The 12,648-nt window shown below is 37.2% G+C and carries 10 protein-coding genes; 3 read left to right on the top strand and 7 right to left on the bottom strand.

What is annotated here, in order from left to right:
• Positions 1 to 34: 34 nt before the first annotated feature.
• Positions 35 to 382 (top strand): cyclic-phosphate processing receiver domain-containing protein, encoded by a 348-nt coding sequence (locus tag Q1K34_RS07315; RefSeq protein ID WP_300436537.1) that lies wholly within the window; start codon positions 35 to 37, stop codon positions 380 to 382.
• Positions 383 to 461: 79 nt separating this feature from the next.
• Here Q1K34_RS07315 and Q1K34_RS07310 read toward each other — a convergent pair whose 3' ends face one another.
• The 4 genes from Q1K34_RS07310 to Q1K34_RS07295 form a co-directional block, all read right to left on the bottom strand.
• Positions 462 to 3,524 carry an AAA family ATPase gene (locus tag Q1K34_RS07310; RefSeq protein WP_300436534.1) on the bottom strand — a complete coding sequence of 1,021 codons (3,063 nt, stop codon included), beginning with the start codon at positions 3,522 to 3,524 and terminating at the stop codon, positions 462 to 464.
• A 3-nt stretch (positions 3,525 to 3,527) separates the two neighbouring features.
• Positions 3,528 to 4,742: an exonuclease subunit SbcD gene (sbcD, locus tag Q1K34_RS07305; RefSeq protein ID WP_300436531.1), complete on the bottom strand. Its 1,215-nt coding sequence runs from the start codon at positions 4,740 to 4,742 to the stop codon at positions 3,528 to 3,530.
• A gap of 304 nt (positions 4,743 to 5,046) precedes the next feature.
• Positions 5,047 to 5,940 carry a WYL domain-containing protein gene (locus Q1K34_RS07300; RefSeq protein ID WP_300436528.1) on the bottom strand — a complete coding sequence of 298 codons (894 nt, stop codon included), beginning with the start codon at positions 5,938 to 5,940 and terminating at the stop codon, positions 5,047 to 5,049.
• 10 nt (positions 5,941 to 5,950) lie between these two features.
• Positions 5,951 to 6,439 carry a YqiA/YcfP family alpha/beta fold hydrolase gene (locus Q1K34_RS07295; protein ID WP_300436526.1) on the bottom strand — a complete coding sequence of 163 codons (489 nt, stop codon included), beginning with the start codon at positions 6,437 to 6,439 and terminating at the stop codon, positions 5,951 to 5,953.
• A gap of 169 nt (positions 6,440 to 6,608) precedes the next feature.
• Between Q1K34_RS07295 and Q1K34_RS07290 the strand changes: the two genes are divergently transcribed.
• The gene (locus Q1K34_RS07290) at positions 6,609 to 7,139 is read left to right on the top strand and encodes a DUF6557 family protein (protein WP_300436523.1); all 531 of its coding nucleotides are present in this window, start codon (positions 6,609 to 6,611) and stop codon (positions 7,137 to 7,139) included.
• Between the two features lie 71 nt (positions 7,140 to 7,210).
• Positions 7,211 to 7,510, top strand: a complete 300-nt coding sequence (locus Q1K34_RS07285) for an HI0074 family nucleotidyltransferase substrate-binding subunit (protein ID WP_367183312.1) — start codon at positions 7,211 to 7,213, stop codon at positions 7,508 to 7,510.
• Positions 7,511 to 7,954: 444 nt separating this feature from the next.
• Here the strand turns inward: Q1K34_RS07285 and Q1K34_RS07280 are convergent, their stop codons facing one another.
• Genes Q1K34_RS07280 through Q1K34_RS07270 form a run of 3 tightly spaced genes read right to left on the bottom strand, consistent with a single transcriptional unit; the run spans position 7,955 to position 12,473 of the window.
• The gene (locus Q1K34_RS07280; protein WP_300436520.1) at positions 7,955 to 9,076 is read right to left on the bottom strand and encodes a DUF4268 domain-containing protein; all 1,122 of its coding nucleotides are present in this window, start codon (positions 9,074 to 9,076) and stop codon (positions 7,955 to 7,957) included.
• A gap of 46 nt (positions 9,077 to 9,122) precedes the next feature.
• On the bottom strand, positions 9,123 to 12,227 hold the full coding sequence (locus Q1K34_RS07275) for a type I restriction endonuclease subunit R (RefSeq protein ID WP_300436518.1): 3,105 nt from the start codon (positions 12,225 to 12,227) through the stop codon (positions 9,123 to 9,125).
• Between the two features lie 15 nt (positions 12,228 to 12,242).
• A complete protein-coding gene (locus Q1K34_RS07270) occupies positions 12,243 to 12,473 on the bottom strand; it encodes a hypothetical protein (RefSeq protein WP_300436515.1) in 231 nt (76 codons plus the stop codon).
• Positions 12,474 to 12,648: the final 175 nt, after the last annotated feature.

Genomic DNA, 12,648 nt, shown 5'->3' with positions numbered 1-12,648 from the left:
AAAAATACAGATACCATCTTCTAAACCTAAACAGATGAAAACACTAATTTGGCTAGATGATATAAGAGATCCGGAAGATATCAGAATGGACTGGCTGGCCTATAGCCCAATTGGCAAGGCGGTGGAGGTGATTTGGTTGAAAAATTATTCTCAGTTTAAAAATTGGATACTTGAAAATGGATTACCGGACGGAATATGTTTTGATCATGATCTGGGAGAAAATACACCCAGCGGATACGAGTGTGCAAAATGGCTGGTGAATTTCTGTCTGGACAATAATGTTCCACCACCGGTATGGAGTTCACAAAGCGCTAATCCGGTAGGAAAAGCTAATATAAACAGGCTTCTCAGAAATTTTCTAAATAGCCGTGAAAAAAGCTGAAGTTAGTTCATTGCTAATAAGTTTAAAATTCACACAATATAGCTTTCCAGAAATTATTTAATATTCACTTTTACGTTCATCAATTACCCAAATATTTCTCCGGTTCAGGAGTGATCCTTAATTTACTATATCCCTGGCCATTCCTGCTCAATTGAATTTGAGTGGTGATCCTTTCTTTTAAAGATTCCACATGACTTATAATTCCAATAGTTTTGGACGATTCAGCCTGCAGCTTTTCCAGCGTGTCCAAAGTCTGATCCAGAGTTTCAGGATCCAGTGTTCCAAAGCCTTCGTCGATAAAAAGGCTGTTGATATCCACACTTTTCGAAGCAAGATCTGATAATGCCAGCGCCATACTAAGACTCAAAATAAAAGTTTCGCCACCCGATAGCGTTTTTATAGACCTTCTCTGTCCACCCATATGTTCATCAATGGCGATGAGTCCGTCGTCCTCATCCTCCCCTGGTTTATCTATAAGATAACGGTCATTAAGGTCCTTTAACCTGATATTCGCCAGGGAAAGAAGATGGGTAAGCGTAAGATCCTGGGCAAAGTCATTGAACATTTTGCCTCTGGAGTCGCCTATGAGTTCATTCAGCATTCTCCAGCGCCTGGTCTGTTTTTCCTTTTCTGCAATTTCTTCTTTTAATCGCTTCATTTTGGAGACTTGGTCGGCATTATTTTTCAATTGCCGTTCCAGTTCTTTACATTCATTTTTTAAATTATTGCATGATTCAATGATCTTCTTCAGGGAATCTTCCAGAACCTCTTTTTCTATTTCAGTATCCTTCTGCTGTTTGTTCTGAAGCTGGGTTTCCAGCACTTTAATAGAGGTCCTGCAGTCTTCAACTGCCTTGGTATGTTGTTGTTTCTTTTTCCTAAGCTCTAAAACTTCTGCTTCAGGCATCAGGGCATTCCCGGCTTCGTCTATAGTATCAAAACCTGTCTCAGAGAGGAATTGCTTTAAGTTTTCTGCTGTTCTGGAAATGATTTTTTGGTTAGCAACGATCAGGTCCTGATTTTCCTGTGAAAGTTTATGCAGGTGAACATGATCCTGCTGAAGCCGGTTCCAGCTGTTCATTAACTGCTGAACATCCTGCTGGATATTTTTACCCTCGTAAAGCGAATCCAGTTCTTTTTTTATGGCTACTCCATCTTTTTTGATGCTCTGCATTTCATTTGCGATAGGAATGGCATTTTCTATCGATCTTTTATTATTCTGAATTTTTTCAAAGCCTGTAATTAAATCCAGCTGACTTTCCAATTGCTCAATGATCTCATCAAATTTTTGCTGATCGCTTATATAATTAAATTCAGCAAATTTCTCTGAAAATGCACGCTTCTTGGTTTTCTCATTTTCCTGAAGAGGTTTCAGGGCTTTTTCAATTGTAAGAATCTGCTCATTAAGATTTCTATAAGTAGCTTCCAATTGGCTGAGTTCTTTCTGTGCCTTTTCAGTTTTCTGTTCCGCCAGGTGCAGGGAATTATCATCAATCTGCTTTTCCTCCTCATTATTTTCAGCATAAGGATGATGTTCAGATCCACAAAGGGGACAGACTTCCCCATCTATTAATTTAGCGCGGTGTTGTTCAAGACTGGCTCTTAGTTTCTGGTTTTCCCTGGTCAGCCTTAAATTTTGAAGTTCTTTTTGAAGATCTTTGGCCTGAAATTGAGCTTTCCTGATCTGTTCCGGAAGTTGTTTTAATTTTGATGAATTTTCATCCAGTTCTTTCTGCCTGGAACTTATTTCAGACTTTAAATTTTCAAGCAAAGAAAAATCCCGGGAAGCCTTTCTGGCCAAATCTATCTTTGTTTTAATTCTCTGCTTATTTTTATCAATATCATCTGCAGGGTTTAGGTCTAGCTTTTTATTGATCTCCTCTGCAAGCGCGGTATATTTTTTTAATTCTGAATCCAGGGTCGTTTTAAGATTCTCCAGGTCTTTATTTACAAATTGCACCTGGGAATCCCGAAGCTCTGTCTGCAACAGATCTGCTTTGGAATTATACAGGTCAAGCTTCTTTTGTTTTTGCCCCTGCAGTAAGAGGATCCTATCCCGGAAATTATTTAGGTCACTCGAGAGTTCTTCAGCATTGGTGTTCTTTTTAATTAATTCGGAAGTGTTTTTCAGTAGTTTTTTAAGCTGAATTTTATTGGTTTCAATGGATGCTGCAAGCTCCTCTTTTTTCTTTGTAAGCGCTTCTGAAGTATTTTCTGCCTGCTGCCATTTCCTTAGTTCATCTGCTTTAGGCTGAACAATTTCATGTTGGGTTAAAGGTCTGCCATATTTATCCTCGAATTCTTTTAAGTTTTCCAGGGATGAGTTCAGCTCGTTTTGCTGCTTCTGAATATCGCTCCTGGTATTGGCAATATCCTGCTTCAGGTCCAGGGCTTTTTTTAAAGCTTCGATTTCCTTTTCTTGTGTGTCTGAAAGCTTGTTTTTCTGTTGAAGTTCTGAGGTGTACTCTTTCAGTTTTTCTTCATCCAGCAGGTCTCTTTTAATACTCTCAATGTCATATTGCTGCTGCTGAATCTCTTTGGTCGCTTCTCTGTTCTTTTCAAAAGCTTTAATGCCCAGCTGCCTGTAAATTCCTGTTCCGGTGATCTTCTCAAGGAGTTCACCTCGTTCTTCTTTTCTGGTTTTTAGGAATTGTGCGAATTCACCCTGTGCCAGCAGTACAGATTTGATGAATTGATCGTAATTCAACCCTATCAATTCTTCATTTTTTCCTGGTGCTTCAGATTTTTTTGAGGTAATGATCGAACCATCACTAGCATCTTTGATCTCCATATCAGGATTCCGAAGATTCCCGTTTCTATTCGTGGAGATATCCCACTGAGCAATAAATTTTCCAAAGCGCGATTCGTAAGTTACCCTGGCAAAGGCGCTTTCCTGATTCCTGGTAAGGATGGTCCCCATCTTTTCGATATCATTCCTGGAGATTTCCCGGGAACCCGGGATGCGGGGGATTTTTCCGAAGATAGCAAGACAGATCACATCAAGAATACTGCTTTTACCACTGCCCGTAGGCCCCGTAATTGCAAACAGGGAATTGGTGACAAAGGGCTCGATACTAAAATCTATCTCGTGAAAACCTTTAAGGGAGTTTATATTTTCAAATTCTACTTTTAAGATCTTCATGTGTTATGATTTTTCAGATTGAACTTCTTCAAGGATCTCATCAAAAGCTGCCAGGATCTCATTTTTATCCTCTTCAGTATATTCATGATTTGCGATAAGTTCTGTAAAAACTTCTTTTGGCTTTAAATCTTCGAGTTGCTGACTTTGATCATAAATTTCGGCAGTTCCCTGCAGTCGGTTTTTGAAATGAGCTCTCTGTTTTACGATTTCAAAACCTACTTTTTTGAAATTATTGATCAGCATATCCAGTGCATATACTTTTTGGGCATCGTGTTGCTCTTCAATTAATTCTACTTCAATTAAAGAAGTGAGTGCGGAAGTATTTTCTAAAGCCAGTAATTTATTCTCCAGCTCCCCCAGGTTTCCGGTAATACGAATAAGTTGTCTAAAATTGGGGAGCCTTATGCTTTCCGGTTCAAATCCTTTTTTGGTGTCTATGAGCAGCATTCTTTTTTCGTCCTTTCTTTCGCTAAAGGAAAGAGGAAGAGGGGAACCACTATAAAAAACAGGAATATCGGCTTTTACCTGCTGGGGTTTATGAATATGCCCTAAAGCCACATAACTAAAGTAGTCACCAAAATGAGAAGCCTGAAAAGCTGCCTGATTTCCTATCTGGATGTCACGTTCACTCTCAGAACTTTCGATGCCTGCGGTATATAAATGCCCCATTGCAATCACCGGGACTCCTGGAAAACTGTTTTTGCATATTTCTTCAGCTGTAGAAAAAACATTCCGGATACCTTCGCGTATGGCCTGCAAACGGTCTTCATAATTTGTAAGGTTCATTCCAGATCGTAGGTCTCCATCTCTGAGATAGGGAATGGCTGCGATCACCAGTTCTAATTTTTTATTTTGGTCGTATATCGGGATAAGTACGTCCCGAATATTTTCTGGAATTCCTCCAATAACTTCCATTTCGAGTGCACGCATAAGTTCTGCCGGCGCATTGAGCATGGCCGGAGAATCATGATTCCCACCGGTAGCGATGATCTTACAATCCAGCTGTTTAAGTTGCAACAGCGATTGATAATACTGCTTTCGAGCTTCAGAAGAAGGATTCGCCAGGTCAAAAATATCCCCTGAAATAAGGAGCACATCAATTCCGTGATTTTTTATATAATCCACGAGCCACGCAATAAAAAGATCAAAATCTTCATTCAGTTCGTGTTTATGCAGCTTTTTACCAATATGCCAGTCGGCAGTATGTAGAATTTTCATGGGTCAGTTTTCTAAGGATATAAAGAAATAAAATAGCCGCCTCAAAACATGGAGCTTCTTTAAAGATTTCGAGAATCATGCAAAGAAGTGATGGCTATTTTTGCACAGTCTAATATTGACAAAATTTTGTAGATGAAAAAATTTTAGTTCTGTTCTACCTAATCCATTCCTAAGTGTTATTTCTAATGCTTAAAAACCGCTGAGTTAGAGATAATGATTCCTAACCCTACTTTGGAAACGAATCTCGCTCAGCGGATATAATTTATTTTCAAATCTAATGCAGATGTGCGCCAAAAGCTGTCGCCTAATATTGCGCAATAGATTTTTCTAATTGCTCCCTGATCTGCTGTTGAAGGGAAACAGGAGCAACTACTTTTACCTGGTCTCCATAAGAGAGAATTTCCATTTTAAAATCATAGGTGGGCCTTATGAAATAGCTGAATTTAATCTCCTTATCATTTTCTTCTACTAATTCCTGACTAGTATGTAAAGGCAGTGATTGTACATATCGGCCTTCACGGGGTGTAAACGATAAAATTACTTTCGCGGCTTCTTCTTCAGTACCATTAATGATCCCGAAACTGGTTTCAAATTCTTTTTCCACATCATAATCTATCGGCTTAAATGGATCCCGGGTTAAATTTAAATTCTCTATCCGGTCCAGCGAAAAGTTTTTGATGACAGCATCGTTTTCATCCTGGGCGATGAGGTACCACCGGTTACGGGCTTCCTTTAATGAGATGGGATATACCCGTCTCTGACTTAAAGATCCATCCCAGAACTTCAGGTATTCAAATTCTACCACCAATAAATTCTGAACAGCATAAAGAAGGCCTGCCATGTGCTTTGTTCCCAAAGCTTTCCTTTGTTCAAAAAAAAGACTGTTCCCCATGCCTTTAGAGAGACGAATCGCATTGAGTAGATCGTAATTTTCCCGTAATCTCTGGGTGCTTTCATCTTTCACGTCTTCTTTTATATAATAAAGATTCCTGCTCTTGTCTGAGGTGATCTCGATTCCATAAATAGAAGCGATGTCCAGCATATCTCTCTGAAATGTTCGTTGGGAGGTAAGTAATTTTTCTTCAATAGAATCGGGATCTACTGAAATTTCATCCTGAAGCTCCTCAAAACTCATAGCTTTTTTCTGAAGCAGAGAAATGATCTTAAAATGACGTTTGATGGTTTGGCGTACAGACATAAGTAAGTTTTTAATAGCAGAGTTTAGAGAAGAATGATCGTACCTGTTTCTGAAATACTTCCATAGGAATTCGATGGCCGAGATGAGGATTTATGATAATTTCCAGTTCAGCTTCTTTTAAATGATTCCCCAGGAATTTCATAGTTTCTGAAGGATTTACCACTTCGTCACTTCCTCCCAGGATGATCTGTTTAAAAGCCAGTCCTTTCATAAAACTGGAACTAAACTTTATTTTCTGATATTTCGATAATGGCGGATTAAATAATAAAGCAGGCCTGCCGATATTTTCAGAAATCAGATAAGCATTTAAGGCGCCCATACTGCTGCCGATGATCGTATTGAATTCGGTATCTGGAAATTGTTTTAAGATCCTGGCGGGTTGAATGTGCGTCGCCTTGTAATTAATATCGGGCGCATAAACTTTCCCGTATTGTTCTAAGATCGTTTTCTTTTGAGGGCTGAGTTTGCTTTGGAGTCCGTGGAGGTATAAAACATTCATGCTTTGAATTTATAAATTCTGAACAAATTAAAGAAGAAGTCACGACAAAATATGTCGTTATAAAAAATTTATCTTATTACAGCATTTAGATTTATCAGTAATGAATTCCTGGGAAATTCAAGTGGGAAAATTATAATTTTACAGAATTCAAACCTAAAATACTCGATGTATGACCTTGAAACAGATGTTGCAGAGCAATTCCTGGTTAAGTATAGCTTCTGTATTCCGGGAATTATATCCTGAGGAAGGAAGGAATATGGAAGGCTATGAAAATGTTTTTGATCAATTAGTAACAATGTCGTCTGAAGAAACAGATATGGAGATTCTGATAAAGACCGTCAAAGATGATTTTGATAGCTCTGAATATGTAGATGTTTCCGGAAAATATCTTTACCCGAAAAGTGAAGAAGAAGAATTTGCACGCGCCCTCGAATTTACAGCCTGGAGCAAATGGTTGGCTATGAATATAAGTCCGCAAAGTCTGAAGAGTTTTTCTGAATTGGAGATCCTGGCACATTGTCTTCACGAAATGACTTTTGCTGGTTTTGAAGAAGTGGATATTCAGCAGCAATTGGACAGTATTAATAAAACAGTAGAAGAATATAAAGTGATGAGCGAAGAAGAAAAACAGGAAAATATAACCTCTATAGATGAATTGCTGCTTAAATTAAAAGAGGATGACGAAGAAAATAATGCTTAGAATAAAAACCTGAAAGTGTATACCCCTGCTTTCCTGGTTTTTTCCAATTATGGATAACTTTGTAAAGAACGATTCTATATGTTAGGAAGGAAGATATTAAATGGCAACAGCGGCTGGAAAATTACCACCGTGCGTACCAGGCTAACCCGGAAATTAGGGGAAGCAGGGATGCTACCCGGCAAGCTTTTAAGGTTGGTTTAATAACTAATGATGAAGTCTGGATGGATATGATCATTAGTCGGAATAAAACAACCCATACCTACGACGAAAAAACAGCCAGGGAAATTACAGATAGTATCCTGAAGCAGTATGTGGAGCTGTTTAATGATTTTAAGCAGAAGATGGATAATCTGAGAATTGAAAACATATAGGAAGTGCTATGGAATTTGGTTTAAAAGAAAAGGTTCTCGAAAAGATCACCCCTTTGCACTAATTTGAATTCAGTTGTAACATAAAAAAAGCCCTCTTTCGCTTCTTGTTTTAATCGAAGCTTCAGAGGGCGGAAGTGGAGTCGGAGGGAACGACCGATTTTTAAATTTTATAGTATTTACAGGGGTTCCCAGAAGCCTAAAAAAATTGGTCACCGGATTGGTCTCGCTTTAACATAATTTAACTTTTCTAATCAAATAAGGTTTTATTTAGGGCTTTTTGAATTCTTTAGAATTTGGTATTTAGCAAATTGTAGCCCGTAATCAGACATAAACCCTTTTTTAATTTGTAATATGAATTTGAACAGAATCTAGCTTTCCTTATACAAAACATTTAATAGGTCTTTTTCAAACTTTATGTTTTTTACAATTACAATAGCATTCTAACTATGGCTTATTCTTGGAATAAAGGTTTAATTTTCTAATGGGTTCTTTAAAAGCGTTTTCCATTTTTACGGAAGTATCTACTAGAAATTCGGGGATTGTTGGCCAGTCGGTTTCTTCGAAATAGCTCACTCCATCTAACTGGTCTTTGATACGACAGGTAACATTTTCATCCATTCTTTCCCAGGTAAGTTCACGCCCATAATCAGCTTCAATCTGGTCTTTCATCTTGTAAATGAAATCAAACAGTTCTTTATTCTCTTCTTTACTTCCTCTATTGAAAACAATCTCACTTCGGCAGTAATTACTGCTTACTACTAAATTTAAACTAACGCCACTCATACCAATACCTTTACCAATCCAACTCTCTTTGGAGGGAGAATTGTTGGAGAATAGGTTGTTTCTGGAATTACTATAATTAATAAAGTTTTCCCAGAACTTCAATCTGACGTGGTGTCTGTTTTTTAATGTTTCCTGTACCTCAATTTCTTCTTGGGCTTTGGTGGAAATACTAATAGCAAAATCTTCGGTTTCCTTGGTAGGTAGAATTTGCTCTACATTCAGGAATAGTTGGTCATCAAAGGAAAATGGCGTAACCTTAAAACATTGGAGACGGATCTTAAAGTTTAATAACCATAAAACAGATGAGGTGACTTCTTTTCTGAAGTTAGCTGCTACCAGGATTAATCGCTGGGAATTCAAGCCCTGATTTAATACAATTTCGCTTATATCTTTCCCTTCAAAGAAGTCACATAATTTATCCTGAGCAATTGCAGATGAGCCGAGATAGTCCTGATAAATTTTGATAATATCCTGTTTGGTTAAGCTGGCACAATAAGAAGCATACTTAATAGCCTGCCAGGTAACATCCTTCCCAGAATCATCCAACTTATTTTCAATAACCACAATATTGCCAAGTTTATCCAGGGCTAACAGATCAAGTCTTTCGTTGGTTTCTGTAAAACCGCAAAACTCTTTCTGGATTATTAATAATTCTTCACCAAGAGATGCCGGATTATTGGCGATCCACTCCTGTAAATGGTCCCGTTCCCTGAATTTTAATTCAGAGAAAGTCTTTTGTTTGAGTTTGGTTATACGGTTAGTGCTTTTGTCTATTAGGTACATTTTCCCGGGATTAATGGTGACAAATTATAATATTACTATGGTGCATTTATATTTTACCTCCAACCTGTTTAAATTTTTCTACAAAAGAGGAAATCTTTTGTAAGACACTTTGTTTCTTTGTTAGGTAATTGGGGTTTAACGGACTCATTTTAGGTAAAATAGAATTCAATTCTGTACCATTTTCACTTGCGTATTCACGCTTCAAAGAATTTAATATATAACGTTTGGCTGCTTCTTCATTTAAATTTTCAGATTCAATTAAATCATCTGCCTCTTTTTTTAATTCTTTTTGCGCAAAGGCATAGAATGATTCCAATATAGTAGCCTTTTCATTTATTGAATCAATATCCGTTGAATTGATAAATTTAACTATTAAACTTTCTTTTGCTCTATTCTCCAGGCTGGCCCGTATTACTCGTCTTATTTCTTCGACTAAGTCTGCTTTGTTTTTGGTTTTCTTGTTGTTCTCAAATATCAATTCAAGAATATAATCCAGGTTGATTTCCTGTGACTTCAGTAAGTCTATTTCAAAAACTACATCATCCCAATCGATACTAGATTCTTCAGCTTCCTTCCCCTGTTTTTCTCTTCTTAGCCAATCACGAATATCATTATAGGTAGAACGGTAATCCTGAACGGTACGTTCATCAAGCACTTCAACCGCCTGCATATTTTCAATATCTGCATCGGTTAAAAAGTTAACTTCTTTAAACTCTTCAATGGCTTCTGTATCATTTTTATCTAATTGCTTAAGTGCTTTTAGGTGTGTAAATTCATCATAATTCTGAAGGATGTTTTCTACTCGCAAGTACTCCCCAAAAAGTTTAGAAAATTCCTTTTTCTGCTTTTCAGTTTCTATTGCATCCGGATTTGGAAACTTTTCATTTAGCTCATCTACTATTTCTATGTAACCGCGACTCGCTTTTCCTGCGGCTAGATCTTTAAAGCCTTCCAAATATTCTTTATAGCTTTTCTCTAATACAACATTCTTTGTTTTACTATCCCCAAAAAGAGTAATGGCATCTACTGTCGCTTTCTCCAGGTCTCTAAAGGTCACAATATTCCCAAAGGTCTTTGTTGCATCGTAAATACGATTGGTACGTGAAAATGCCTGCATCAAACCGTGATAGCGAAGATTTTTATCGACAAACAAGGTATTTAAAGTAGGAGCATCAAAACCGGTTAAGAACATACCTACTACAATTAAAAAGTCGATATCCTGATTTTTTACCCGTTTGGCTAAATCGCGATAGTAGTTCTGGAATTCTTTGCTGTCAACTCCAAAACTGGTTTTAAACATTGTGTTATAGTCGTTGATAGCTTTGGTTAAGAACTCTTTGGCACTCATATCCATTGCAGAAGGCTCGAAGCTTTCATCCTGAATTTCACCTATTGCATTTTGCTCTTCATTGGCCGCAAAAGAAAAGATGGTTGCAATTTTCAAGGGCTTATCGCTATCTTTTTGTAAGTCATTTATCATTTCATAATAAGCCTTTGCAGCATCAATACTACTTACCGCGAACATTGCATTAAAACCGGTATTACCTCCCCTGGTTCTATGCGTTTTTTGCCTGAAATTATTTAAAATATACTGTGATATTTCTTTTATCCGTGTGGGATGTAGTAAGGCCTTTTTATTTTCTGCGGCACTTAGCTTTTCCAGATCCTGTTCGGTTTCAATTCCCTTAAACTGAGGTCGAACATCGTTATAGTCTACCTTAAACTTCAGTACTTTTTCATCCCGTATAGCATCGGTAATTACATAGGAATGTAACTCCCTACCAAATACACTTGCGGTCGTATCTGCACCTAAAGCATTTTCAGGGAAAATTGGTGTACCGGTAAACCCGAATTGATAATACTTTTTAAATTTCTTTTGAAGGTTTTTTTGAGCTTCCCCAAATTGCGATCTATGTGCTTCATCAAAAATAAAAACTACTTGCTTCTGGTATAAGGCTAAATTATTTTCGCTTTTAATAAGATTATTTAATTTTTGAATGGTAGTAACAATAATCTTATTATCGTCTTTCTCAATATTTCTTTTTAAACCGGCTGTACTTTCTGAACCGTTTACACTATCTGGAGAAAACCGCTGATACTCCTTCATAGTTTGAAAGTCTAAGTCTTTACGATCTACTACAAAGAATACTTTATCAATAAAATCTAATTCGGTAGCCAGGCGTGCCGCTTTAAAACTGGTTAGGGTTTTTCCCGATCCTGTAGTATGCCAAATGAATCCACCACTTTCAGTTGATGCCCATTTTTTTGCTTCATAACTGCTTCTTATTTTCCATAGAATTCGCTCCGTTGCTGCAATTTGATAGGGGCGCATTATAAGTAAGGTGTTACTTATATCGAATACCGAATAGTGGAGTAGAATATTGAGTAAGGTATTTTTCTCAAAAAAAGTAGCCGTAAAATCTTTTAGATCTTTAATGAGTGAATTGTCGGATTTCGCCCAATTCATTGTAAAGTCGAAACTATTTTTGTTTCGCTCTACGGTATTGGCAAAGTATCGGGTATCGGTACCATTGCTGATCACAAAAAGCTGTAGATATTTAAACAGGGAGTTCTTAGTATTGAAACTTTCTTTGGTGTAGCGGTGTACCTGGTTGAAAGCCTCACGAATGGCAATACCGCGTTTTTTAAGTTCAATCTGCACTAATGGCAAACCATTGACTAAAACAGTAACATCATAGCGATTGGCTTGTGTACCTTTCTGTTCAAACTGGGAAATGACCTGTACCTTATTGCGCGTTATGTTCTTTTTATCTACCAGATAAATATTTTGTATATGCCCGTCATCAAATACAAAATCGTAGATATAATCGTCGTGGATCTTTCTTGTTTTATCAACAAGGTTATCGCTTGGCTTATCTAAATATTCTACCAGAAAACGCTGCCATTCGCTATTGGTAAATTGCATATCGTTCAGGTTCTGCAATTGTACCCGAACATTAGCCAGCATAGATTCCTGATTAAACTGCGGAAGCACTTCGTAACCCTGATCTTGTAGATCCTGAATAAGTTCTTTTTCTAAAGCTGCTTCCGTTTGATAGCTAACCGACGCTTCATTGAGTTCTGAAAACTTTTTATAGTTATCTAAAACAATAAAGTTTTTCGATTCTGCTATGGTTTTATTCTGTGACATTTTCTGTTTTTATACTTAATTTACTGCAGATTTAAAGCCATACATTCTTTTTACTTCACCAACTAAAAAACCTAAAACTCTTTTATCGTTATCTTCAATAATTGAAATTTCTTCGCCATTATGTTTAGAATGACTTGAAAGATTGATTATACGGTTATAATATGCTTGACGGGATTCCTGGGGCAACAAATCTTCCCAATTGTTGAATCCTAGAAAAGTGGAAGTCTTTTCGAGTAAATTACGCAAAAAATTGAAGTGGTATTTTTGAATCTCTCCAGATTCTACTGCCTTTTCAAGTTCAGATAAAAGAAATAGGTGGTAAGAAAAAGGGGAGTCTTTGATTTGATTGACAAGATCTGGTGTACCGGGACTGTCTCAAAAACTGTGTAAGTAGAAAATATAGGGGTTTGCAAACCCCTAT

This window comes from Christiangramia sp. (genome assembly GCF_029937855.1).
Taxonomy (GTDB): domain Bacteria; phylum Bacteroidota; class Bacteroidia; order Flavobacteriales; family Flavobacteriaceae; genus Christiangramia.
Note: the sequence above shows the minus strand (reverse complement) of the source record. Positions and strands in the feature narration are given on the sequence as shown.

What these genes read in the sequence shown, in the direction of transcription:
- Q1K34_RS07315 (WP_300436537.1), top strand. Translation starts at nt 35, where the DNA reads ATGAAAACACTAATTTGGCTAGATGATATAAGAGATCCGGAAGATATC.
- Q1K34_RS07310 (WP_300436534.1), bottom strand. Translation starts at nt 3,524, where the DNA reads ATGAAGATCTTAAAAGTAGAATTTGAAAATATAAACTCCCTTAAAGGT.
- sbcD (WP_300436531.1), bottom strand. Translation starts at nt 4,742, where the DNA reads ATGAAAATTCTACATACTGCCGACTGGCATATTGGTAAAAAGCTGCAT.
- Q1K34_RS07300 (WP_300436528.1), bottom strand. Translation starts at nt 5,940, where the DNA reads ATGTCTGTACGCCAAACCATCAAACGTCATTTTAAGATCATTTCTCTG.
- Q1K34_RS07295 (WP_300436526.1), bottom strand. Translation starts at nt 6,439, where the DNA reads ATGAATGTTTTATACCTCCACGGACTCCAAAGCAAACTCAGCCCTCAA.
- Q1K34_RS07290 (WP_300436523.1), top strand. Translation starts at nt 6,609, where the DNA reads ATGACCTTGAAACAGATGTTGCAGAGCAATTCCTGGTTAAGTATAGCT.
- Q1K34_RS07280 (WP_300436520.1), bottom strand. Translation starts at nt 9,076, where the DNA reads ATGTACCTAATAGACAAAAGCACTAACCGTATAACCAAACTCAAACAA.
- Q1K34_RS07275 (WP_300436518.1), bottom strand. Translation starts at nt 12,227, where the DNA reads ATGTCACAGAATAAAACCATAGCAGAATCGAAAAACTTTATTGTTTTA.